The 24,120-nt window shown below is 50.1% G+C and carries 27 protein-coding genes and 1 other RNA gene; 7 read left to right on the top strand and 21 right to left on the bottom strand.

Annotation, left to right across the window (positions count from 1 at the left end; all coding sequences use genetic code 11):
- Nucleotides 1-164 precede the first annotated feature (164 nt).
- The 11 genes from GVJ32_RS18030 to GVJ32_RS18080 all read right to left on the bottom strand — a co-directional run bounded on the left by GVJ32_RS18030 (nt 165) and on the right by GVJ32_RS18080 (nt 9,712).
- A complete protein-coding gene (locus tag GVJ32_RS18030; RefSeq protein WP_159241475.1) occupies nt 165-1,097 on the bottom strand; it encodes a hypothetical protein in 933 nt (310 codons plus the stop codon).
- A gap of 184 nt (nt 1,098-1,281) precedes the next feature.
- Nucleotides 1,282-2,664, bottom strand: coding sequence for a tetratricopeptide repeat protein (locus GVJ32_RS18035; RefSeq protein WP_159241476.1), 1,383 nt, complete (start codon nt 2,662-2,664; stop codon nt 1,282-1,284).
- The gene (locus tag GVJ32_RS18040) at nt 2,664-3,263 is read right to left on the bottom strand and encodes an energy transducer TonB (protein ID WP_159241477.1); all 600 of its coding nucleotides are present in this window, start codon (nt 3,261-3,263) and stop codon (nt 2,664-2,666) included. The genes GVJ32_RS18035 and GVJ32_RS18040 overlap by 1 nt, the downstream gene beginning before the upstream one ends.
- 5 nt (nt 3,264-3,268) lie before the next feature.
- The gene (locus GVJ32_RS18045; protein ID WP_103683089.1) at nt 3,269-3,676 is read right to left on the bottom strand and encodes an ExbD/TolR family protein; all 408 of its coding nucleotides are present in this window, start codon (nt 3,674-3,676) and stop codon (nt 3,269-3,271) included.
- A gap of 10 nt (nt 3,677-3,686) precedes the next feature.
- On the bottom strand, nt 3,687-4,214 hold the full coding sequence (locus GVJ32_RS18050; protein ID WP_200841474.1) for a MotA/TolQ/ExbB proton channel family protein: 528 nt from the start codon (nt 4,212-4,214) through the stop codon (nt 3,687-3,689).
- 3 nt (nt 4,215-4,217) lie between these two features.
- Entirely contained in the window at nt 4,218-5,606 is a 1,389-nt protein-coding gene (locus GVJ32_RS18055) for a MotA/TolQ/ExbB proton channel family protein (RefSeq protein ID WP_159241478.1), read from the bottom strand.
- On the bottom strand, nt 5,606-6,442 hold the full coding sequence (locus GVJ32_RS18060) for a DUF3450 domain-containing protein (protein WP_159241479.1): 837 nt from the start codon (nt 6,440-6,442) through the stop codon (nt 5,606-5,608). Before GVJ32_RS18060 ends, GVJ32_RS18055 begins: the two co-directional genes overlap by 1 nt.
- Before the next feature lie 312 nt (nt 6,443-6,754).
- The gene (locus GVJ32_RS18065) at nt 6,755-7,261 is read right to left on the bottom strand and encodes a dihydrofolate reductase (RefSeq protein ID WP_235035195.1); all 507 of its coding nucleotides are present in this window, start codon (nt 7,259-7,261) and stop codon (nt 6,755-6,757) included.
- 14 nt (nt 7,262-7,275) lie between these two features.
- Nucleotides 7,276-8,115: a thymidylate synthase gene (locus tag GVJ32_RS18070; RefSeq protein WP_159241480.1), complete on the bottom strand. Its 840-nt coding sequence runs from the start codon at nt 8,113-8,115 to the stop codon at nt 7,276-7,278.
- 1 nt (nt 8,116) lies between these two features.
- On the bottom strand, nt 8,117-8,917 hold the full coding sequence (gene lgt, locus GVJ32_RS18075) for a prolipoprotein diacylglyceryl transferase (protein WP_159241481.1): 801 nt from the start codon (nt 8,915-8,917) through the stop codon (nt 8,117-8,119).
- Between the two features lie 3 nt (nt 8,918-8,920).
- The gene (locus GVJ32_RS18080; protein WP_159241482.1) at nt 8,921-9,712 is read right to left on the bottom strand and encodes a sulfite exporter TauE/SafE family protein; all 792 of its coding nucleotides are present in this window, start codon (nt 9,710-9,712) and stop codon (nt 8,921-8,923) included.
- A 68-nt stretch (nt 9,713-9,780) separates the two neighbouring features.
- Here GVJ32_RS18080 and GVJ32_RS18085 point away from each other — a divergent pair, with 68 nt between their 5' ends.
- Nucleotides 9,781-10,527 (top strand): NRDE family protein, encoded by a 747-nt coding sequence (locus GVJ32_RS18085; RefSeq protein ID WP_159241483.1) that lies wholly within the window; start codon nt 9,781-9,783, stop codon nt 10,525-10,527.
- A 2-nt stretch (nt 10,528-10,529) separates the two neighbouring features.
- On the opposite strand, the gene ptsP is transcribed toward GVJ32_RS18085, so the two are convergent.
- Together ptsP and rppH are read right to left on the bottom strand one after the other, a co-directional pair.
- Nucleotides 10,530-12,794 carry a phosphoenolpyruvate--protein phosphotransferase gene (gene ptsP / locus GVJ32_RS18090; RefSeq protein ID WP_159241499.1) on the bottom strand — a complete coding sequence of 755 codons (2,265 nt, stop codon included), beginning with the start codon at nt 12,792-12,794 and terminating at the stop codon, nt 10,530-10,532.
- The gene (gene rppH, locus GVJ32_RS18095) at nt 12,794-13,300 is read right to left on the bottom strand and encodes an RNA pyrophosphohydrolase (protein ID WP_159241484.1); all 507 of its coding nucleotides are present in this window, start codon (nt 13,298-13,300) and stop codon (nt 12,794-12,796) included. The genes ptsP and rppH overlap by 1 nt, the downstream gene beginning before the upstream one ends.
- A 158-nt stretch (nt 13,301-13,458) precedes the next feature.
- On the opposite strand from rppH, the gene GVJ32_RS18100 reads away from it, so the two are divergent.
- The gene (locus GVJ32_RS18100; protein ID WP_159241485.1) at nt 13,459-14,115 is read left to right on the top strand and encodes an HAD family hydrolase; all 657 of its coding nucleotides are present in this window, start codon (nt 13,459-13,461) and stop codon (nt 14,113-14,115) included.
- Nucleotides 14,116-14,178: 63 nt separating this feature from the next.
- Here the strand turns inward: GVJ32_RS18100 and gcvH are convergent, their stop codons facing one another.
- From gcvH to GVJ32_RS18135, 7 genes are all read right to left on the bottom strand, one after another.
- The gene (gcvH, locus tag GVJ32_RS18105) at nt 14,179-14,565 is read right to left on the bottom strand and encodes a glycine cleavage system protein GcvH (RefSeq protein ID WP_103683097.1); all 387 of its coding nucleotides are present in this window, start codon (nt 14,563-14,565) and stop codon (nt 14,179-14,181) included.
- 72 nt (nt 14,566-14,637) lie between these two features.
- On the bottom strand, nt 14,638-16,296 hold the full coding sequence (locus tag GVJ32_RS18110) for an ABC transporter permease (protein WP_159241486.1): 1,659 nt from the start codon (nt 16,294-16,296) through the stop codon (nt 14,638-14,640).
- Nucleotides 16,297-17,328: an extracellular solute-binding protein gene (locus tag GVJ32_RS18115; RefSeq protein ID WP_235035196.1), complete on the bottom strand. Its 1,032-nt coding sequence runs from the start codon at nt 17,326-17,328 to the stop codon at nt 16,297-16,299.
- A gap of 133 nt (nt 17,329-17,461) precedes the next feature.
- The gene (locus GVJ32_RS18120) at nt 17,462-18,694 is read right to left on the bottom strand and encodes a UbiH/UbiF/VisC/COQ6 family ubiquinone biosynthesis hydroxylase (RefSeq protein WP_159241487.1); all 1,233 of its coding nucleotides are present in this window, start codon (nt 18,692-18,694) and stop codon (nt 17,462-17,464) included.
- A 5-nt stretch (nt 18,695-18,699) separates the two neighbouring features.
- Complete coding sequence (gene ubiH / locus GVJ32_RS18125) at nt 18,700-19,947, bottom strand: 2-octaprenyl-6-methoxyphenyl hydroxylase (protein WP_159241488.1); 1,248 nt, start codon at nt 19,945-19,947, stop codon at nt 18,700-18,702.
- Entirely contained in the window at nt 19,934-21,265 is a 1,332-nt protein-coding gene (gene pepP / locus GVJ32_RS18130; protein ID WP_159241489.1) for a Xaa-Pro aminopeptidase, read from the bottom strand. Before pepP ends, ubiH begins: the two co-directional genes overlap by 14 nt.
- Nucleotides 21,266-21,374: 109 nt before the next feature.
- Nucleotides 21,375-21,956 carry a UPF0149 family protein gene (locus GVJ32_RS18135; protein ID WP_159241490.1) on the bottom strand — a complete coding sequence of 194 codons (582 nt, stop codon included), beginning with the start codon at nt 21,954-21,956 and terminating at the stop codon, nt 21,375-21,377.
- Between the two features lie 169 nt (nt 21,957-22,125).
- Here GVJ32_RS18135 and GVJ32_RS18140 point away from each other — a divergent pair, with 169 nt between their 5' ends.
- The 4 genes from GVJ32_RS18140 (at nt 22,126) to GVJ32_RS18155 (ending at nt 23,617) form a co-directional block, all read left to right on the top strand.
- Nucleotides 22,126-22,335 carry a TIGR02449 family protein gene (locus GVJ32_RS18140; RefSeq protein ID WP_103683103.1) on the top strand — a complete coding sequence of 70 codons (210 nt, stop codon included), beginning with the start codon at nt 22,126-22,128 and terminating at the stop codon, nt 22,333-22,335.
- Nucleotides 22,332-22,640: a cell division protein ZapA gene (locus GVJ32_RS18145; RefSeq protein ID WP_159241491.1), complete on the top strand. Its 309-nt coding sequence runs from the start codon at nt 22,332-22,334 to the stop codon at nt 22,638-22,640. The genes GVJ32_RS18140 and GVJ32_RS18145 overlap by 4 nt, the downstream gene beginning before the upstream one ends.
- Before the next feature lie 118 nt (nt 22,641-22,758).
- Nucleotides 22,759-22,939, top strand: a non-coding RNA gene (gene ssrS, locus GVJ32_RS18150) — 6S RNA.
- Nucleotides 22,940-23,014: 75 nt separating this feature from the next.
- Entirely contained in the window at nt 23,015-23,617 is a 603-nt protein-coding gene (locus GVJ32_RS18155; RefSeq protein WP_159241492.1) for a 5-formyltetrahydrofolate cyclo-ligase, read from the top strand.
- Between the two features lie 89 nt (nt 23,618-23,706).
- On the opposite strand, the gene GVJ32_RS18160 is transcribed toward GVJ32_RS18155, so the two are convergent.
- Nucleotides 23,707-23,904: a hypothetical protein gene (locus GVJ32_RS18160; RefSeq protein WP_159241493.1), complete on the bottom strand. Its 198-nt coding sequence runs from the start codon at nt 23,902-23,904 to the stop codon at nt 23,707-23,709.
- Nucleotides 23,905-23,972: 68 nt separating this feature from the next.
- Between GVJ32_RS18160 and GVJ32_RS18525 the strand changes: the two genes are divergently transcribed.
- A partial coding sequence (locus GVJ32_RS18525) for a helix-turn-helix domain-containing protein (protein ID WP_435808098.1) occupies nt 23,973-24,120 on the top strand: 148 nt, incomplete at its 3' end.

Below are 24,120 nucleotides of genomic sequence, written 5' to 3' on the forward strand. Positions count from 1 at the left end.
AATAGGGGTTACTGTGCTACATCAACTCAAGCCCAGCACAAAATACCCCGACCATTACTACTCTTCAAGCACACATCGCGCCAACTACCACATTCTGTGTAGACTCAACGTCATCATATATTAAGGCGGATTTGCGGGATTAGATGGAAAAATATTGGGTGGTATTACTCGGAAAAATAGACATTTAGAGCAATTGTAAAACTGGCCTCGGCGTCCCAGCCGTCGTTTTTTGGAAAAAACACTTCAGGGCTGACGGTAAGAAAAACCCAATCTTCATAGAGCTTATAGTTATAGCTGGCACCGACAAAGTACGCTGTCATTTGCGTTCGAAATTCGGTCGAGAACACCGACCCCACGCGGTATTCTAGTGTTGAATCATCAGATAGGCTCTGATTTAAAGATAATACATGTAGGTTTTCAAAAAAGTCATACTGGTCTTCAAACTCTAGAACCGTGAAGTAACGCAGGCGAAACTGCTCACCCAATGGCCGCTGTATTTCAAATTCACTGGTTGCGCCCCATCCACGATCACTGAAATACCATACCTCTTGAGTGAATTCCGGAAGCCACATCCCCCATGGCTCCATTGGCCGCCGCAAACGATAGCGCCCAAAAGTAACCAGCGGCGCCCGCAGCTTAATACCTAAGCGAGCAGAACGTTTCCATTTATTCCATTCATCATCTGGCGTTATCTCAATACCAGAAACCGATTCTTTACGCCTGAACCGCTCTCCTGTGGAATTACTTCTCACACGTTCTTCTAATGAGTTTTCGGTGTATTCATCGCTGCTAAAAAACAATTTTGCTTTCCGCTGAGTATTAGGCAGATCAAATTTGGCCTTAACCCTAACATCAGTCTGAATATCGCCCTGCTCTTCCCAAGTCTGCTTTAGCTGAAGATTCACATAACTTTCATTTTTATATTCTGGCGGCGCATTTTCTTTACTGAAATAATGATCAACACCTTCAGCAAAATCTACCCAATGTTCCGACCAGGTATCTCTCGCAGATTCCGCACCAAACAGTGTTCGACTAAAAAATCCTGCCTCTGGCGCATCTGAATCAAGTGACTCACTGGCGATTAGCGATCCCGTCATAAAAAGCCCTGTCGCTATTAGCAAAAGTGCTTTCAAATACGTTTCCCGAGACGACATACACATTATGGCCCTAACAAAATTCAATTCAGCAATAGAACTATAGAAAGGGAATTTACATCCGTCCAATGCAAACACAAAAAAGGCACCCGAAGGTGCCTTAATAAACGAAGCTCTAAATGCTTAATTAGCCATCTTTTAGAGCTTCTTGACGCTCAAGCTCTTTTGTCATGAACTCCATCCACTGTTTAGCATAGCTAGCGGACTTCTCACTTTTAGCAGCTTCTTTAAACGCTTTACGCGCGCCGTCATATTCTTGCAAGTTAAAACGCGCCATTCCTAGTACTAAATAGGCATTATCTGGACGTTTAATATCACCTTTTTTAAACGCATTCTCTATGGCCTTTTCAGCCTTATCGAATTCGTCATTATCGAGGTAGATACTTCCCAAGCGCGACCACAACTCACCCTTATCGGATTTTGCAGCAGCTTTTTCCATCTCTGGAATCGCTTTCTTCAACTCTTGTGCCTGGCGCCAAGCATTACCAAGCAACTCCAAGTTTTTGGAAGTCGCAGGAACATCACCTTTCTTAATTGCCTTATCAAGCACTTTAGCTGCTTTATACGGCACTTCCTGAGACAGGAAGAGATATGCCATATTAATCAGCTCTTTGTCATTATCCAAAACACCTTCGGTGTAAGCGGTCTCCATTGCGGCAGTCGCTTTATCATCCATTTTTAGCTCGTTGTACATAGAAGACAACTGCAGCCAATAGGCCTTTTTCTGATAATGCTTAAGCGTTTCTTCAAGAATCGCTGTTACGCGCTTAATATCATTTTTTTCGTAGTACAAGTAGCGCTGCAAGCCCCACCACTGCTCTTTAGGTATCTTTCCGCGACTAGTGTAATCATTAATAGCCACTTCAATATACTTTAAGGCGCGATCAAGATCTTTGAGCTGGTAATAACCCTGAGATAAAAGCGCATACGCGCCTGCACCAGGGTCCTCACCTAAAGCTTGCTTAGCTTTAAACCACTCTAACAGCGTAGATACACCGCCTTTGTAGTCCTCTTTAACGAAGTAAAGCTGAGCAATGGTATATTTGGTATTCAACTCCATTGCTTCCGGAATATCCGGTTGCTTCACAACATTACGATATGCATCTAGCGCTAATTGATACTTTTCCTGAGTAAAGTATATAAACGCATACATATTGTAGAGGTTAGCAAGCTCATAGCTATTCAGCGAATTCCGCCCTTCTGTATCACGGAGATCATTGAGTAGCTTTATGGCTTCGTTGTACTTTTTCTCGTCCGCCGCTTCCTGTGCTGCATTTAATTTTTCATAAATTTTAGCGCGGATTGCTGGCGTTTTACGTGTGCTGCGCTTGGGCTTTTCTTTCTTCTCAGCGGCGTGGGCAATGCCCACGCTCTGCTCACCAAGTAACGGCTGTAAGGATGAACTTACAAGTGGCATGGCAAACACTGTAGCTACACCGAGAGCGATAGAACAACCCAGCTTGACCAACACCGGACGCAACGTTTTAGTGCTCAAGTGATAATCAGACATCATTTTTCCAACTCATAAGTGAACCGGTTTTGTATGCCCGGCACCTCGATAGGCTCGCCGTCAGACACACGCGGTTTGTACTTAAATTTCTCAGCCGCTTTAACTGAAGCCCGTTCGAAATAACCAGAAGGCTCGCAATCTACCGCAACGATATCCCGAGTAGTACCCGCCTTGGTTACGGTGTACTCAACAGTACAGTAACCAGTTACACCACGACTTTGCGCGCGACGCGGATAAATTGGGGCAACTTTTACGATTGGCAAATACTCACCGTCAGAGGCTGAAAGCCCGCCAGCGGTATTTGTTAAATCGACGGCCTGAGCTGGGGTCATGTTGACAACATCCAAATTTGGATTGATGTCTTCCATCTCAGGCTGCTCCATATCCGGTGGCGGCTCATCTGGCTGCTTCGGCTTATCGGGCTTGCTGTCTTTCATTGTTTCAATCTTGGTGTCTGGCATCTGTATATCGGCTAGCTTAGTACGTGGCTTTTCGTCCAACGTCTTGTCAGCTATCTCGATAAGGTACGGCATTATGATGAACAGCGTCGCTGTCACCACAAATGCCAATGCAGCACCTATTAATAGTCGAATATTCATATTGATCAGCTGTCTTCAGTGGCCAATGAAACATCGTATACACCTGCCGACCGGCTGGCGTCGATAACCGCAGTAACCGTCTCGGTATTCGAGGCTTTATCAGCCTGAATAACCACGGCACCTTTAGGATTTTCTGCATGCATACGCTCAACAACAGAGCGAACCGCACGCTTATCTACCCGGCGCTTATCAATCCATATTTCATTAGTTGCTGTTACAGCAATCAGAATATTAACATTCTCTTTTTTGCTTGATGTTGACGCGTCAGGGCGATTCACCTCGACACCAGCTTCCTTAATAAAGGACGCCGTTACAATAAAGAAGATCAACATGATAAACACAACGTCGAGCATCGGCGTTAAGTCTATTTCAGAGGGATTGTCCTCTGTTCCGCCTCTTTTATTCCTTCTCATGTTAGCTCTCTTAGTGATCTGTTGTCAGATGGTCTTCCAAAAGCTCGCCTTCACGGTCTGCAATACTTTTAATGTAAGTATTGATAAAGACACCTGACAAAGCGGCAACCATACCCGCCATAGTCGGGATCGTTGCTTTTGAAACACCGCCAGCCATCGATTTCGCATCGCCGCCACCTGTTACCGCCATGATATTAAATACTTCAATCATACCGGTAACTGTGCCCAACAACCCTAACAGTGGGCATAGTGCCACCATCGTTTGGATCATTGGCAAACTCGCATTAATTTTAAGCGATACCTCAGATATCAACTTTTCACGAATTTGCTTAGCATTCCAAGATTTACGCTCTACACGCTTTTCCCAGCTGCCAATGGCACCGTCAACGTCTTTCGACAGCCCAAATTTGTAATACCAAAGTCTTTCCAGAGCGAGGGTCCACATCAGGAATGTCAGGCCGGCGATGGCCCAAAGCACGTCGCCACCTGCATCCATGAATCTACGGATAATCTCGATCCATTCATTCAGTAGGTACATCGCTTATTTCCCCGCGTGACCTTCCGTGTGTTCGGCAATGATGCCCGTAGTTTGCTGGTCAAGAACATGAATAATCTTCTTGGCACGACCGCTCACGAAGGTGTGCAGCAGAACTGTTGGGATCGCAACCACCAGACCAAGTACAGTCGTTACCAGTGCACCAGAGATACCACCAGCCATTGCTTTCGGATCACCTGCACCGAAGATAGTAATTGCTTGGAAGGTAATAATCATACCGGTTACGGTACCGAGCAGACCTAATAGAGGTGCTACCGCAGCAATAATTTTCAGTAGGTTGAGTGAGTTCTCCAAACGTGGAGTCTCTTTCAGGATTGCTTCTGAAAGTTTCAGCTCAAGAGTCTCTGAATCCATTGACGGGTTATCTTCATGCACTTTTAACACACGGCCAAGGCTGTTATTCGTGTTGGCTTTAGTGCTTTTCAGCTGGCTGTTAACTTTCATGTCTTCGATAGACAGAACAACCAAGCGCCAGAAGGCAATCAACATCGCCAGTAAACCGACTGCAGAAATCACGTAACCTACCACACCACCTTGATGCCAGCGCTCAGTAAGAGTCGGGCTATCAATCAAGGCTGCAAGGTAAGAACCACCGGTAGGACCTGTTGGGTCAACACCGAATGCAGCCATACCAGAAGTAGTTTCAGCTAATTCTTCAGCCCAACCCATATATGGGCCACTTGGCTGACGAGACAATACCGCAAGCGCACCTGTTTCAGAAATATACTGAAGGTACTCGCCGTCTGAGCTAACCATGTTGAATGTACCAACACGAACAACTTCTTTCTCGCCGCTTTCGCCGCCAGCACTGGTTACAGGTGTTTTGAATTTAACAACACGGCCTGACTCAGTCATTTCACGCTGTAATTCGAACCATACACGCTCGATCTCTTCAATGCTTGGCAACTCTTCAGCGCCAGACATTTTGGCGATCAAGTCGTCAACGAACTGCTCACGCTTAGGGAACTGAACGCTGATGATAGAAGAAAGGAAGTTAGAACGCAGATCACCAGCTGTAGATGTCAGGTGTCCAAACAATTCAGTAAGGGTACCCAAACGCTCTTTCAGTTGACGTTGTTTCTCTACGATAACTGTTTCATTTTCTTCAAAGGTTTTTTCTAGATCAGAAGAACGCTTCTCTTCTGCAGCCAAGGTGCGCTTAGCTTCATCAAGCGTCTTTTGCTGGTCGTAACGGGCAGCAGCAAAACGCTGCTCACGCTCTTTATTCTCACGAATTTCAGAGATACGCCCTTGCTCAACCATCTTTAACAATTCGTCGAGCGATTTTGCGTCTTCGGCCATCGCCGGCATAGCTGCAACGGCAATCGCGCCGCTGAAAGCCAACACAGCAGCCTTTAATAGATTACGTTTCATTATTTAGCAGCCTCCGGAGCCGGAATCGGGAGTTTCATGATATCGATAGAAGCTTGTTTACGAGCGATACGCAGACCTTTTTGGATCGCACCGCGGTAATCACCAGAATCTAGTTCAACCCACTTGCGCTGATCTTGATCCCAAGCGCCCGACTGTTCGCCATCCGTTGTTTGGTACATTAGACCAATACGACCGATACGTAGGAAGTTAACTTCGCGATCTGAACCATCAACCGTAGCAACACCTTTGTAGCTGTCGATTTTACGGCCGTACTCATTCTCGATTTTGTAGGCTTCGAGAACTTGACGGAATTTTTCCGCGATGGTGATATCCGAGCGATCCATATTAGTACGCAAGAACTCAACACGCTCTTCGCGTTCTTCTTTATGGAATGGCACATCCAGAGTAACAAACTGCTCTAGACCGTCAATCATACGAATCAGTAAAGGGGTGATCTGACGTTGAATGACTGTTGCATCATCAACAGACCGACCTAGGCCGTCAATACGTTTCAATTGGCCTGCTATTTGTTTCTCAAGGCGAGCGTTATAGACGCGGAGACCGTCTACTTGCTTCATTACAGTTTTGTAGTCCTGTAATAAATCACCCGTTTCTGCTGCTAAGCGATCAACTTTAACCTGAGATTGCTTTGCTGCTTTAGTTCTTTTGATACCAACATCAAGAACCTTGCTAACTGGGATCAGGGGTTTAGCTGGTGGTTGCGCTGCGGCGTCTTGCCCAGCAGTCGTATCGGCTGAATAGGCCGGCGATCCAGCCAGCATACCAACAGCCACACTGACCGCCAGCGCGATTGTTTTCAATCGTTGCGTTTTCATGGGAATTGCTTTTCCTATTTGGGACGTTTAGTGAAAGCAGAGCTTATTATCTTCTATCAGCCGTACGGCCAGTCGTAAGACCGTGCTTTCATACAGCGGGACTTATTTTAATCATGTGCAAACGTAAGAATCAACGACAAAACTAAATGTTTCGTAATATAAAATTCCTTGTTAATTTTATGTGTTGAAGGGTTACATTTTCGTGAAAGTAAGTAACAAAAAACCTTATTTAAGTAACGCTCAATAAGAGCAAATATTTAGCGGCGCAAAAAGCCTGTCCGCCAGCGACCATCCAAAATACAACTTATTCGGTCATACTCTCTGTAGAGTAACAAAGCAATAGCCAGGACTCTCATCAGGCGTTACTGGGTAACACTCGCGCGAGACCTCACTCCAGTCATTTAGTTCAATTTCCGGAAACCACGCATCGCCATCAGGATTAAGATCAACTTCCGTAATATACATTTTTGTGGCCTCATCAAGCGCCTGCCGGTAGATGGTCTCGCCACCAATCACACACACCTCATCAAGCCCCGAAGAATCCGCCTCTTCGCGAGCCAGCGTCAGCGCACTAGCCAAATCGGGCACCACAACAGCGCCCTCAGCCGTATACCCTGACTGCCGGCTAATTACGATATTAAATCGCCCTGGTAGCGGCCGCCCAATCGACTCCCAAGTCTTGCGCCCCATCACAATAGGCTTAGCCATCGTTGTCGCTTTAAAGTGCTTTAAGTCCGCCGGCAAATGCCAGGGCAATTGGTTATTCACGCCGATGACTCGGTTTTTCGCCATCGCGACAATAAGTGAAACTGTTACCACTCTCTCTCCTCGCCTTATATCGCTATCGGCGCCTTAATTGGGGGGTAGGGATCATAGCCCTCAAACTCAAAATCATCCGCGGTGTAATCAAAAATAGAAGCAGGCCGCCGCTTGACTCTCAGCGCAGGCAGAGCCCTCGGCTTGCGCCGTAACTGCTCTTCGACGATATCATCAGTCAGATGGTTTTGATAAAGATGGCAATCGCCAAAGGTGTGTACAAAGTCGCCCACCTCTAGATCACATTGCTGCGCAATCATATGTGTTAGGAGTGCGTAACTTGCAATATTAAAAGGCACGCCGAGAAATAGATCTGCGCTGCGCTGATAAAGCTGGCAGGATAAGCGCCCTTGCGCAACGTAAAACTGAAACAAGGTATGACACGGTGGCAAGGCCGCTTTTCCATGCCGCGCATTTTCCTGCGGGCTAAGTGATTCATCCGGTAAATCTGCAGGATTCCACGCATTGACCAACAAGCGGCGCGAATCCGGCTTGCGCCGAATCATATCTACCACCTCGCTGATTTGGTCGATGGTTGATCCATCAGGACAAGCCCAACTGCGCCACTGCTTACCGTAAATTGGACCAAGATCGCCATTTTCTAGGGCCCACTCATTCCAGATGGTAACCCCCCGATCACGCAGCCAATTATTGTCGCAGCTACCTTCCAAAAACCAAATTAACTCGTTGATAATACTACGCAAATGTACTTTTTTAGTCGTTAGCAGCGGAAAGCCCTGACTTAAATCAAAGCGTAATTGCCGACCAAATACCGAGCGCGTACCCACGCCGGTGCGATCGCCCTTGTCGGTGCCGTTATCTCGCACATCTCGCAATAAATCCAAGTACTGCTGCATATTATTTACCACCCTTAACGGCCGAACGCGAGTAAGTCCAAATCAACAATCCACCACCGAGCAAGATCATTGGCAATGACAGCTCTTGACCACGAGTCATCCAACCCAACATGTCGAATCCAATATGGCTATCTGGCTCACGAACAAACTCAACCAAGAAACGGAAACAACCATAGCAAAGCAAAAATAGCGAACCCGCCGCATAGGGTGGCCGCTGCTTACGGGTAAACCAGAAAATGATAATAAACAGCACCACACCCTCAAGCGCAAACTGATACAACTGCGACGGATGACGAGCTAACTGCAAAGGATCTCTCGGGAATAACATCCCCCACGGCTGATCAGTGGGGCGCCCCCACAACTCTTGACCTATAAAATTGCCGATACGACCCAAACCTAAACCAATCGGCGCCAAGGGTGCAATAAAGTCCCACAGCGCAGAGACCGGCACTTTAATACGACGAGCGTACAGCGCCACCGCAACGACAACACCCAGTAGGCCGCCGTGAAAGGCCATACCGCCCTCCCACACCCGAAATAACCACAGAGGGTCTTGTAAAAACTGCGGAAAATTATAAAACATAACGTAGCCAAATCGGCCTCCAACGATGACACCGACCGCACCATAAAAAATCAAATCCTCAACCTGCGCCTCATTCAATGGACTCCACGGCTGCTTGGTTCGACTTTTTGCAATAAACCACGCTGCCGCAAAACCGGCCAAATACATCAGCCCATACCAATGTATCGCCAGCGGCCCAATTTGTACCGCCACCGGATCGAAGTTTGGATGTATCAACATGCTTTAAAGCGCTCCCCAAATAAATTGACTACCCACCACCAACAAAAACATCGCAAAACATTGCTTCAAACGTGTCGGCGAAAGCCGCTGCGCCCAGTGCGCCCCCAACTTTGCAAACGGAGCGCTCAGCAATGCAATACCTATAAATGCAGGCAAGTATATAAAACCGAAACTGTAAGCCGGCAGATCTTGATGCCCAAACCCCGCAACCATATTACTCGCCGACCCGACCACCGCAATAGGCAAACCACAAGCCGCCGACGTTGCCACCGCGGCCTGCATACGCACATTACACCAACTCAAATACGGTACGGTTAACGAGCCGCCACCTATACCAAACATCGCCGAAAAATAGCCAATAGCGACGCCCGCCGACGTTAAACCCATAGAATTCGGAAGCTGTCGCGACGCCGCAGGCACCGCCCCAAACCCCATATACGCGGCAATAATCAAGCTGAATACACCAAACGCCAGCTTTAAGGCCTGCCCTGGGAGTGCCGCTGCCGTCGCCACACCACAAACAACGCCAATCGCAATACCTGGTGCCAATACTCGCCAGCACGACCAATTAATATTACCTAGCTGATGATGGGCTCGCACCGAGCCAATTGAGGTCACCACTATAGTCGCCAGTGAGGTGCCCACTGCCAACTGCATTGCCACCTCAGGTGCCACCGCCAAAAATCCAAAACAGACAACCAGCGCGGGAACAATTACCAAGCCGCCACCAACACCAAACAAACCGGCGGACAAACCCGCGACGGCCCCAACCGCCAAGTAAACCAGCAAAATCATGCCGCGGAAGTCTCCAGCAAAGCTGCTATTATGACGGCCAAAATCTACAAACAACAGCGAATGGACGAATGTGCCTGATATTATTGAGCTGGCAAAACGACTCTGAACAAACCCTGACGATTGCCGCCAATCGCGACGAGTTTTTTGAGCGCCCCACCCTCGCCGCCGATTTCTGGCCAGCGCACCCGCAAATCCTCGCCGGCAGAGATCTAGAGTTTGGCGGCAGCTGGCTTGGCATAAGTCGCAACGGTCGCTTTGCAGCAGTAACCAACTTACGAGAGGTTGAGGCCAGCGGCGACCGCAGTCGCGGCGATCTAGTGAAAAACTTTCTATTGAGCGCCGAAACCAACCAGCATTTCTTTGAACAATTAGAGCCAGAAAAAAGCCAGTACCGCCCCTTTAATTTTATCGCCTGTGATGGCGACACACTCTGCTATATCAACAATGTCGAAGCAGGCTGGCAGCCCCTAGCCACCGGCATTCACGCAATCGGTAATATTCCACTAAGCGAGAGAAACGCAAAAACCCAAAAGGGCTACCACGATATGGATTCCATCATGACGGGAAAGCCCAACCACCAAGACCTGTTAAATATGCTGCAAGATACAAAACCAACAATGAACGCTGCGGAAGATATATACCGCGCGCTATCATCCCGTTTCGTCAGTTTTGAAGGCTATGGCACGCGCTCAAGTAGTATTGTTACTGCAAACAAAAATGGACAGTGGGATTTCTGGGAAAAACGCTACGCCACCACCCCAACTCAAAAAGAGGTACTTCAGCACTTTAGCTTTATGGACGATGATACCCGTTAGAGCTAAGCGCCAATAGGTTGCAGCAAACGTTCCATACCAATATCAATCATAACCTTGCGCAGCAGCGCCTTAACTTCGTCGGCGGTCTCAACCAGCATCGCGCTATTCAACAAAGCCTGAAGCTCATCAAAACGACAGCTGCGTATCACCGCCTTAACCCTGAGCAAACTATTATCGTTCATCGACAGCATGTCGTAGCCCATTGCCATCAGCAGTAAAACCGCCGCTGGGTCACCCGCAAGCTCACCACAAATCCCCACCGGTTTACCTTCGGCGTGAGCGGCATCAACAACCTGCTGCAAGCTATTTAGCACCGCAGGATGATAGGCGTGGTACAGGTCAGCAACCCGAGTATTGTTGCGATCAACGGCCAATAAATACTGGGTTAAATCGTTTGACCCCACTGATAGAAAATCAACTCGTCGCGCCAATTGCCGCGCCTGATAGACCGCCGCCGGCACTTCAACCATGACGCCGATTGGCGGCAAGGTGATATCCCAACCGTCTTCGATCAACTCGTCATAGGCGCGCCGAACCAGATCGAGGGCCTCGTCAACTTCCTGCACATTACTGATCATTGGCAGCATAATACGCAGATTATTCAGGCCCTCGCTGGCCTTGAGCATCGCCCTGACCTGCACCAGAAATATTTCAGGATGATCGAGAGTAACTCGAATTCCGCGCCAACCTAAAAAGGGATTTTCTTCTTCGATGGGGAAATACGGCAGGGCCTTATCACCACCGATATCGAGGGTGCGCATGGTCACCGGCAAAGGCGCGAAGGCAATTAACTGCTCGCGATAAATCGCCCGCTGCTCCTCTTCACTGGGAAAACGCTCTCGCAGTAAAAACGGAATTTCTGTTCGATACAGGCCAACACCTTCCGCACCACGGTCCAAAGAACGCGCCACATCTGCCATCAAACCGGTATTCACCCACAACGGCATACGGTGCCCATCTAGAGTTTCGCTTGGCAAATCCCGTAGCGCTTCCAGCCCCTGCGTCAGAACCTGATCTTCTTCCGACACCGAACGGAAATGCTCATACACTTCCGCAGAAGGGTTGTAATGAACATAGCCCGAATAACCGTCAACAATAAGGTTGGCATTTTCAATCTGGGTATAGGGTAAATCGGCGGCCCCCATCACAGTGGGTATGCCCATCGCCCGCGCTAAAATGGCAACGTGGGAATTACTTGAGCCCCGCACCGACACCATGCCCACCAATTTCTCGCGAGGCACTTCACCCAGCATAGAGGCGGTCAACTCTTCACCGACCAAAATAGTTTTATCTGGGTACTCGGCCGGCTCAACTTCACTGGTTTGCAAATAGGCCAGCACACGACGACCGAGGTCTTTGATATCGGTCGCACGCTCTTTGAAATAGGCGTCTTCCATCATTTCAAAGGTGCGAATATGGCTGGACATAACCTGACTCAACGCGCCCTGTGCCCACTCACCTTCGTTGATTTTCTTAACGACTTCCGCAGCCCAAGAGCCGTCATCGATAATACGCAGATACACGTCAAACAAGGCGTGCTCATCGGCGGGTAAATGCGTCAGTAATTTTTCACTAAGAGCGTGAATATCTGTCCGCACCGCGCTTAAGGCCGATTGAAATGCCTGCAACTCAAGTTGCGGATCATCGCTCTGCCGACGCGGAACCGAGTGTAAATCAGCAACCGGGGCCACTATGACCGCACGCCCGATAGCCACGCCTGTCGCCCCAGCTATCCCTTTAAACGATGCCGTTGCCCCGACCACATTCTGAGATGTAGTAATAGAACCCGTGGCCCGGGCATGAGCGATAACGCCTGCCAACTGGGCCGACATCGTTACTAAAAAGGCTTCTTCATCTTCATCAAAGCGACGACTGTCTTTTTGCTGAACAACCAACACCCCCATCACCGTGCGCTGATGAATAATCGGCGCACCCAAAAATGAGTGATACTGCTCTTCACCAATACCCGGCAGATATAAGAAGTTAGGATGTTTTTCCGCGTGATCTAAGTTAACCGGCTCTTCGCGGCGGGCAACCTGCCCCACCAAACCTTCATCAGGGCCGAGGCTGATCTTGCCGATCAATTCTGGATTCAAACCTTGGTTGGCCATAAAGATCAAACGGCCAGACTCAGGGTCGCGCAAATAAACAGTACACACCTCAGTGCCCATCACCTCGGCAATACGGCTAACAATAATATCCAGCGCCGCCTGCAAATTGCCCGCAGAATTTACCGCCTGAACGATACTCCGCAGTGCTTCCAACATCATAGCAATTCACCACTCATGGCATCTTTCACCAAACGAGCATGTCGCGGGGCCAACTCTTTCATAGCGCGCCGATACACTTCGCGTTTAAACGCCACTACCTGACCTAGCGGATACCAATAGCTAACCCACTGCCAATGATCAAACTCAGCCTTATCACCACAATTGAAACTGACCTTATTGTCGTCGGCTTTCATTTGCAGCAAAAACCACTTTTGTTTCTGCCCAATGCACAGCGGCTTATTGTCTCGGCGAATCAAACGTTGGGGCAGGCGATAGCGCAGCCAGCCGCGAGTGCAGGCCAGCAAATCAACATCATTTTCTCGCAGCCCCACCTCTTCATACAGCTCGCGATACAATGCCGCTTCTGGAGATTCACCTTCATGAATCCCGCCCTGCGGAAACTGCCAAGCACTCTGACCGACACGGCGCGCCCACAACACCTGCCCTTGCTCATTTGCAAGCACGATGCCAACGTTGGGACGAAATCCATCCGAGTCAATCACTACATCACCTATTGTTTTGATTTTATTTCCATTTTCTATTGTTCCACAAATTCCCGACTCAGGGAATTCACTCAACCAACAACGCTGTAGAAAGATGAAAATACCTCTGGCAAACGCTATGCTATGCCGCCTCAACAATCCCGTTTTTGGAGACCTTCATGGCCCTCGCCATTTTTGACTTAGACAACACCTTGCTGGGCGGTGACAGCGACCACGCTTGGGGTGAATTTTTAGTCGCCAAAGGCCTTGTCGACAGTGACGAGTTTAAAGCCAAAAACGATGAATTCTATCTGCAATACCAACGCGGCGGCCTCGATATTGACGCCTACCTTCGCTTTGCCTTGAGCCCACTCAGCCAATATACGCAAGCGGAACTCAGTACCTTACACGCAGATTTCATGGCGGAATACATTGCACCGCTGCGGCTGCCAAAGGCCGATGCACTATTACAGCAACATCGCGACGCGGGCGACTTTGTTATGATAATTACCGCCACCAATAGTTTCGTAACCAGACCGATTGCCGTGGCATTAGGCGTAAACACCATACTTGCCAGCGAAGGCGAGGTCGTCAACGGCCGCTACACAGGCAAACCCAGCGGCATCCCCTGCTTCCAGGAAGGCAAAGTCACCCGCCTAAACAATTGGCTTGAGGAAACCGGCCACTCGCTGAGCGGCAGCTATTTTTACAGCGACTCCCACAACGACCTGCCGCTGCTTAAAATTGTCGACCACGCTATCGCCGTCGACCCCGACGACACCCTAAAAGCGTATGCAATTGCAGCTGACTGGCCGGTCATCAGCCTTAGAGACTAGGCGTTCCCCAGCGCATAAAAAAGCCCGGTCAATGCCGGGCTTCTATCAAAACCTATAACAAGATTACTCGTCGCACTGCTCGTCGTAGGCTTCTGCATCTAGCAAATTATCCAGCTCACTCAAATCAGAGGGCTGCATACGGAAAAACCAACCATCGCTGTATGGGTATTCATTTACCGTTTCTGGACTTTCGTCTAAAGCCTCGTTCACTTCAATAATTTCGCCCGAAACCGGCGCATAAATATCTGAAGCCGCTTTTACAGACTCGACCACCGCAGCCTCGTCACCCTGAGAATACTCAGCGCCGACTTCCGGTAACTCGATAAACACCACGTCACCCAAGGCGTTCTGAGCGTGATAACTAATACCAACTGTAACCGTGCCGTCTGACTCAAGGCGCGCCCACTCGTGGCTGCTGGCGTATTTTAATTCGCTGGGGGTATTGCTCATTTAAGGCCGTCCTCTACTGACGATACGTTAGATGTGCGCATTTTAACGCTGCTACCGACAAATACAAAGTGCTCAATGACTACTGCGACGGATACTGATTATCACTGGAATTAATCCCGCCGCCACCAAGGCCAGTGCAGGCAGCGCTGCGAGCTGCCACTGCCCCTCTGCAGTCATCTCATAAATCCGCACCGCCAAGGTATCCCAACCATAGGGACGAAGCAGCAAAGTGGCTGGCATCTCTTTCATAACATCGACAAAAACCAAGACCATCGCGGTGAGCAACCCTGGGCGCAGCATGGGCAAATATATCCGCCGCACTAATTCGCCACCGTTGGCGCCGAGGGTGCGCGCCGCTTCAGGCAGACTTGGGCGAATACGCTCAAGAGACGACTCCAAAGGCCCCGTCGCCACGGCCAAAAATCGAATCCAATACGCTGCCAACAGGGTGGCAATTGATCCCACCAAAATTGGCACCGGTGACATGCCAAGCACTCTCTGCAGGGGGATAAATACCTGATTATCAATAAAGGTAAACGACAGCATAATTCCCACCGCCAATACTGAGCCTGGCAATGCGTAGCCCAACTGCGCCATATTAAAAAAACCACCGCGCTTTACTTGGCGTCGATTAAAAGCCAAAACCAGCGCCAAAAATACCGTAATCAAGGCCGCAAGCCCCGCCAGTATCACGGTGTGCTGCACTAGCTCAAAAAAACGAGTGTTTAATTGCACCGCGCCTTCATCGATCGCCCACAACATCAGCTGTAACACGGGCAATACAAAGGCCACTGCCAGCACAGAACTGCAGGCAGCAGTCATTGCCCAGGCTTTAACGGGCGTGACTGGAAATCGGTAGCGATGCTGTAAACGGCTGCCCTGAACAAAGCGACGACCACCGCGCGAGCGCCGCTCGGCAAACAAGGTTAAGGCAACAAACAACAGCAATATTGAAGCAAGCTGCGCCGCCGCCTGAATATTGAAAAAGCCAAACCACGCTTTATAAATTGCCGTGGTAAAGGTGTCGTAATTAAACACCGCCACGGTACCAAAGTCGGCGAGGGTTTCCATCATCGCCAAGCTCACGCCGGCAACAATAGCGGGGCGCGCCATTGGCAGCGCAACGCGATAAAATGCCTGCCAAGGATTACAGCCCAAAACGCGCGCAGCTTCGGTGGTATCACTGCTTTGAGAAAGGAAAGCACTGCGCGCCAGCATATAAACATAGGGGTATAAAACTAAGGCAAACACCACAATCACCGTGGCGGCATTGCGAACATCCATGCTGCCGTACTGCTGACCAAACTGCAGTCTTAAAAAGCTCTGTAGCGGGCCACCAAAATCAAACACCCCGAGAATAACAAAGGCCATTACGTAGGCGGGCACCGCCATCGGCAGCATCAATAGCCACTCGAACCACGCTCGGCCGGGAAACTCGCACATCACCGTAAACCAAGCCAAACCAATGCCCAAAATGCTGACCAGCAAGCCCACCCCCACCAATAACAGCAGGGTGTTAAATAATAAACTTCCAAGCTGGGTCGCGATTAAATGCTGCCAAACCTCGGTTTGCGAGGAGCCCCAGCTCAGCACTACCACCAAGATCGGCGCCATCACAGCCAGCACCGCAGCCACACCAATTACACGCAAAAACCACAACGCCGCGCTTGATCGGCGCGGCGCTGCAGGCGTCTGAGAAAACGCGGTTACTGGAGATGGCGCAACTGGCACTCAGCGATATCCCTGTCTGTCCATTATGCGAATTGCGTCGCCCTGCAGACGGCCGGCTTCGCTAAGGGGCATGGTATCAGCCTTAAAACTGCCCCACTGCTCAATCAGTTCAGACGGCGCGGTTTTATCGTTCACAGGATACTCCTGATTCAAGTGCGCAAAATCGTATTGCGCCGACGGACCAGACAACCATTCCAATAAGCGCAGAGCATCTTCCTTATGCTTGCTGGCCTTGGTTATACCGGCGCCAGACACATTCACATGCGTACCGCGAGCTGCAACACCCTCACCGGCTTGGTTAGCCCAGAACAAGCCCACCGGCAAATCAGGATTATCAGCTAGCATACGGGCCAAATAATAGGTGTTCACCAAACCGACATCGCACTGCCCAGCGTCAATCGCTTCAACCACTTTATTGTCGCTGGCAAACGGCGCCACCGCCAAATTATTTACCCAAGCACCCACAGTCTCTTCGGCTTTGTCCGCGCCAAGAGCAACAATCATGCTGGCAACCAGCGATTGGTTATACACTTTTTTGGAGGTGCGCAAACACAGGCGACCATTCCATTTTGGGTCGGCCAAATCTTCGTAACCCGCCAGCTCCTCGGGCTTAACCCGCTCAGTAGAATAAATAATGGTGCGGGCGCGAATAGAAACTCCGTACCAGCGCCCCTGCTCATCGCGCAAGGCCGGTGGAATATTATTTGTTAACACCTCTGACTGCACGGGCTGCAAAACACCCATTTCTGCGGCATGCCACAGATTTCCAGCATCGACAGTAATTAACATATCCGCAGGGGAGTTCTCGCCCTCAGCCTTTAGACGCGCCAATAACGGCCCCGCCTCGTCGGTGACGTAGCGAATGTTAATACCAGTTTCCTTGGTAAAGTCGTCGAAGATAGGTTTGATCAGCTGCTCTATCCGCGAGCTATAAATCACTAATTCTGGGCCCTTGGCGGCAGGTGGCTCACTATTGCCACAGGCAGCTAGAACTAGGGTTGCTACTACGATCAGCGCGATATTTCGCATCATCCAAGCCTCTCACAAGAAAATCGGGCGTAGATGATAATTATTATCATTAAACTTCTCAATGAATTCCACGATTTATTCTGTAATGAATGTTAACGGCGGCGCAAATTAGTCCTGCTCTTCGCCGACTTTAAAACTAGGGTTTGTCTGACAAGCCCATTGCCTTGGCAATAATCTGTCGTTTCAGAGGCAGCGCCGAATCCAACCAACGCATACCGGTATTACGCAATAAGCGCAGTGGCATGACCGGCGTTTCAAACAAATGCTGGAACCCCTCCATCATTGCCATCATCGCCAAATTGCCGCCTTTGCGCCGACGCTGATAACGGTTCAGCACCGAGGCGTCAAACAATGGCACACCGCGCTCGCAGGCGCGGCGACACTCCTGCGCAAAAACCGCCGCATCTTGAAAACCAAGATTGATACCCTGCCCCGCCAGCGGATGAATAGTGTGCGCCGCATCACCCAGCAATACCACACCATCACTAACGTAGTCCGCCGCGTGACGCTGTCTAAGCGGAAAACTAAAGCGGCGACTCGCGGCCAGCACTCGGCCTAAACGGTGCTCAAACTTAGCGGCCAGCTCGCGGCAAAAGTCATCATCGTCAAGTGACATTAAGTGCTCTGCGATATCCGGTTTAGCTGACCATACAATAGAACAATAACGCTGTTCAGCAGCGGTATCTGGCAGCGGCAGAAATGCCAGCGGGCCTTCCGGTAAGAAGCGCTGCCAAGCGGTATTGCTGTGGGGAAGCTCGGTCTCGACCGTGGCAACGATAGCGTGATGATGATAATCCCACTCCCGCGTAACAAAACCGGCCCACTCGCGAATTTTAGAATTGGCGCCGTCGGCGGCAACCACCAGCGGACTGCGCACAACTCTGCCACCGGCTAAATGTAAACTAATCCCCGCCTGTTGCCGGCTCATGGTTTCAACCGGCATTCCGAAGAAGCATTTTACCCGCGCATTTTCCCGCAGATTATTAATCAACGATGCATTGATTAATCGATTTTCAACAATATGACCGAGCGCCGGGCGCCGCACTTCGCTGGCGGAAAAATGGATACGCCCAGTGCCTTCGCCGTCCCACACTTCCATATCGGTATAGGCGCAGGCGCGGCGGCTGGCGATGTCAGACCAGGCACCAATCTCATCTAAAAACCCGCGAGAAGCGTCGGTAAGCGCGCTAACCCTGGCATCATAATCAAATACGCTTTCTTCAATTTGCGGCCAGCCTTCGCGAACCGCCTGCGCTTCAACTAAGGCAACTTTCAGCGGCAAATCTGCCACCGCCAAGGCCAGTGCCGCACCAGCCAAACCGGCGCCGACAATAACTAAATCAAAATCAGCAATATTCTCTGCCGACATGCGTATTACTCCGCTGCGGCACCGGGCAAAATACCCGCTGCTCTGGCTACAAACCGTGATTTTGCTGGGGGGCTAACATCCAACATGGAAAGACCCAAATTTCTGAGCAAGCTCAAGATCGGCTTGCGATTGCTGAAAATACCCGTCAATTGATCAGAGAAGGTCGTAGTAACTAGCTGATCTGCACGCTGACTTTTTGTATAGCTTTGCAGCAATGTTAAGTCACCTAAATTCTCGCCATTCGCATGCGCCTTCGCCACCAGACGACTTAAACACTCAACATCGCGCAAGGCTAAATTAAAGCCCTGACCAGCAACTGGGTGCAGCGAGTGCGCCGCATTCCCCAGCACAGCGACTTGCGCGCGCACCTGCTCCTCTGCCTGCATTAAGCGCAGCGGAAAGGCATTGCGCTGCCCGACTTTACGGAGCCGCCCCAGCCGATAACCAAAATTGCGTTGCAACTCAGCCAAAAACGCCTCATCAGACCAGCTCTCCACCTCGTCGGCCATTCCTTCAGGAAAGGTCCAAACTAAGGCTGAACGAGAAAGCCCCGAGTCATCCGTCACCAAGGGCAATAAGGCCAAGGGCCCCCTTTCGGTAAAGCGCTCGTAAGCGCAGCCACCGTGAGGCTTTTCAGTCGCCACATTGGCGATCACCGCCACTTGATGATAATCATCAATGCTTGCGCCAATACCCAGTTGGGTGCGCAAACCGGAGTCCGCTCCGTCGGCAACCGCGACTAATTGCGTGCTTATTTCCCGAGAAGCATCGCCCTCGCGCACGGATAAACTTGCATACCCTTTTGACACGGTCACCGATTCCACCGAAGCCGGTGACAAAAATTCAACACTGGTGTGTTGGCGAAGCCGATTGAGCAAGACATTACCCAACCAAGCGTTCTCCACCACATAACCCAAGGCCGGCCAACCTTGGCTGGCGGCACTCATCAAAACACTGCCAAAGTGGCCGCGATCCGAAACGTGAACCTGCGAGATAGTGCAAATATGCTCTGCCAGTAGCGGCCACACCGCCAGCTCTTCGTATATTTGCGCGCTGCCAAACGACAGCGCCGTAGAGCGTGCATCAAAGCTTGGGCGATAAGCCGGTTTACCTTCGCCAACAGGCGGGAGCGGAAAATTCTCCACTACCAAAATCCGCAAACCGGCGCGGCTATAACTATCAAGGCATAACGCCAAGCTGGCGCCAACCATGCCGCCGCCAGCAATAACTATGTCGTAATCAGTGCGTGGCAAGACGCGCCTCCGCCATTAAGGCCTCTATCTCATCCGCTTCTTTTGGCACCGCCGCGGTCAAAATCTCGCAGCCGGTTTTCGTTACCGCTACATCGTCTTCAATGCGAATACCAATACCACGCCATTTCGCATCGACATTGCTATTGTCCGGCGCCACATAAATACCCGGTTCAACGGTAAGCACCATACCCTCTTCAAGTACTCGCCACTCACCACCGACTTTATAATCGCCAACATCATGCACATCCATACCCAACCAATGGCCGGCACGGTGCATATAAAAGGGCTTATAGGCCTCGGCGCTAATAAGTGCGCTTACATCGCCACTCAGCAAACCTAATTTCACCAAGCCCTCGGTAATTACGCGGACAGTCTCGTCGTGGGGTTGATTCCAATGATTACCGGGTTTTACCGCAGCAATAGCGGCTTTTTGCGCATCCAAGACCACCTCATATAAGGCCCGCTGCTCTGCGCTAAACCGACCATTGGCGGGAAAGGTTCGGGTAATATCAGCGGCGTAGTAATGCAACTCGCAGCCGGCATCAATCAATACCAGATCGCCGTCGCGGGCCTCACAGCTATTCTCAACATAATGTAGAATGCAGCCATTTTTACCCGCACCAACAATAGTGCTGTATGCCGGAAAACGTGCGCCATTGCGCCCAAATTCATGGAGGATTTCGGCTTCAAGCTGATACTCATAAACGCCGGGACGGCAGGCGCGCATGGCGCGGCTGTGAGCTTCGGCGGAAATTTCGCCCGCCTTACGCATCACTTTTAACTCGGCGGCAGATTTATACAAACGCAGATCATGTAAATGATGATCTAAATCCAAGAACTCACCCGGAGGCTGCGCGCCGGTGCGAACCTTGGAGCGAATAACATTCACCCACTGCATTACCTGCTGATCAAATTCGGTGTGGCGGCCCATAGCGTAGTAAACGCGCTGACGCCCTTCTAACAGGCCCGGTAATATGTCGTCGATATCACTGATGGGAAAGGCATCGTCGGCACCGTATTCAGAACACGCCCCCTCCGGCCCCGCTCGATATCCGGTCCAGAGCTCCATTGCCGGATCGCGGTCGCGGCAGAACAACACGTACTCGCCGCTCGCTCGCCCCGGCAGCAGTACCAACACCGCATCCGGCTCATCAAAACCCGTTAAGTAATAAAAATCGCTGTCTTGACGAAAAGCGTACTCAGAATCTCGGTTGCGAGTGAGCATTTTGGCAGAAGGTACAACAGCAATGCTGTCGGGCTCCATCAGCGCCATCAAATTTTTGCGGCGACGGGCGAATTCCTGCTTACTAATCGTCATGTTGTTCTCATTACCTAAGAAATATGGGCGCAAGCGCCAATGGGTTTATTCGCAAAAGCTTATCACGGCTTAAGGTCGGCCAGTGGCAAAAATACCTTAGCTGTGAGGATCAATGCAGGCGGGGCGGATTGGCCTCGCCTTCTTGCTGAACACCGCCATTGCATTCAACAAAAATAGTCATCGCCGCAACCCGAACGTACTCACACACCGCAAAGTAGTCTTGCTCTCCATCTTCATCGGTATGCTCATCGGGCGACACCTGCGCGATGGCGGCAATATCACTAATCGCCTCTGTTAAATCCGCAGAATAGGCATTTTGCTTATCGACGCTCTTCTGCTTGCCAGCCATCGCAAAGCCCGTCAAATAGCCTTGGCACCACTGACCAAGACTGGCAATGCGCTGATCCAAGTCGAATTCATCGTCGGGCAGCAATAAATCTAAGCTCATCTCGCCTGATTCCATGCCGTCCAGCGCAGCACTATACACCGCGTACAGCGCTTCGCTCTGCTCAGGGTCTGGGGTTTCGCAATCTAGCAAATCAATACAATGCTTAAGCCAAGCATCTGCGCTTATCCGACCACCCACCGACACAAACCCCGCCGCATAGCCATGCAACTCAGCTGGGGGCTGCAAAGCTCCCAAGCTCAAAAATAAATTAGCGAGATCGTCGTGCTCTAAACTAGCGGTCATTAATACATTTCCGTTAATACATCATAGGCCGGCAATGGTAGCGCCGAAGCCAGATAAAATCGAATATCGATATTATGGGCATACAAGCCCACCTTAATTACATTGACCCACCTGCAGGGCCCGCTCTACTATTATCCAATATCTTTCTACAAACGGACGCAATCTAAAGATGGATCAGCGACAGTTGCAACTTTTGGAACGAAAAGTAGACGAAATTGTCCAGTTGTGTGAGCAATTAGACAAGGAAAATCGCGCCTTAAAAGCGGACGCCCTCCACTGGCGTTCTGAGCGCGAACAACTGATCGAAAAAACAGATATTGCCCGCGCGAAAGTTGAATCCATGATTCAGCGCCTGCGCGCGCTGGAGAAAGAGTCGTGAGCACGAACACCATCAGCATAAAAATATTAGACAAAGAATATCAAGTGGCCTGCCCACCCGAAGAGCAAGTTGCGCTAATGCAAGCAGGGCAATTTCTCGACCAAAAAATGCGCGGCATTCGCACCTCAGGCAAAGTCATTGGACTTGAGCGCATCGCTGTTATGGCGGCGTTGAATATCAGCTACGAAATGCTCCAAGCCAAACAAAATGCCACCCCAACCGAAGCGGAAACCCAAACAGTAAACCGCATTAGCGACAAAGTTGAACAAACCTTACAACGCTGCAAGCAGCTAGATATTAGCTAGGCCGCCGATACTAGTTCGGTAAAGCAAACACCCACTGAGATAATCAAATTAGTGTAAACAGACATATCCCCTTATAGGTCCACCCTGTTATTAGACAAAGCCAAGCGGTATACTTTGTTACACCCTGGGATATTAGCTAGGCTGCTTAGACCCCTGAGCCGATGCTTTTTACCCCGGAGGGCTTTAGCCGAGATTGGTGTGCATGTCCGCTTGTCGGAAAGCCTAAAAATCTTGCGGAGAACTCCACCTTGAACCGCTGGGTTCAAGGGCCACGTAGCCGGCGGTATCTTGGGGCCTATTTTCTACACTGTTTTGCCATTCATCTACACCGATAAGCCATCACACTTTTTGCGTGTCAGCGCTATACTGCCAGCATGAACTCTGCCCTTAAATCCAGACTGCGACTCGAGCTCCGCGCTAGACGCCAAAGTCTAAGTAAAGACCAGCAAACCGTCGCCGCCAAGCAATTAATGCAGCGTTTAATTCGGCTGCCCGCGTTTCGCGAGGCTCGTCATATTGCGGCGTATATTGCCAGCGATGGTGAAATCTCACCGGCGCCATTACTGCGCTACGCAGGTCTGAATAGTAAGCACTGCTATCTACCCAAAATATCTCGATGCGCATCGAGCAATAGCATGGCGTTTTACCCTTACCACCACCGCCAAAAACTAATTTCAAATCGGTATGGCATTGGCGAGCCCAGCGGCCTACATCGACGGCCGCAAGCCCCGCACAAACTAGATGTTGTGCTTTTACCGTTAACGGGATTTGATAAAGAAGGACGACGACTAGGCATGGGCGGCGGATATTACGACCGCGCCTTCGCCTTTAAGCGAAATAAAAAAATGCGTAAGCCCATCATGATTGGACTCGCCCACCACTGCCAAGAAGTTAACACCTTACCCAGTGATGGCTGGGATATTCCACTCGATTTTATTGTGACGGATAGGCAAGTCATCAAGACAAAACATCGATAACAGTGTTCCTATAACTCATCTCCAAAATACCCTGCATTAAAGCATAAGCCCGTCAAACGCACTAAAATGGCATTACCGTGTTGTTGATGCTAGTCACCGCTTTTATCTAACGTGTCTTCAACTAAATACTGGCCAATAACTGCCATAAGAATAATACCACCGAGTATTAAACCCACTGTCTTAAGGCCACTGAATTTCACCTCCTGGATCTCTCGCAAATCATTTAATGAGTGGCTATGCCCAAGAGAATCAGTAAACACGCGATCACTAACACTCAAAATTTTCACTTTTTCGTGCACACCGCTATTTACTAATAAGGCGGAAATAATCAATACGCTGTGTTAGACTACCGTGCATGGAAATTGACGCAAGAAAACTAAGCACAGAAGAGCAGCACCTCCTCCGACGGTTGGCGGTGCAGCGGGTATTTGATGGTGAATCTGCCGCGGAGGTGACTCGAAGTTTTGGGCTAGGTGCTCGAACGATTTACCCATGGTTAAAAT

It is taken from the genome of Zhongshania aliphaticivorans, assembly GCF_902705855.1.
GTDB lineage: Bacteria > Pseudomonadota > Gammaproteobacteria > Pseudomonadales > Spongiibacteraceae > Spongiibacter > Spongiibacter aliphaticivorans_B.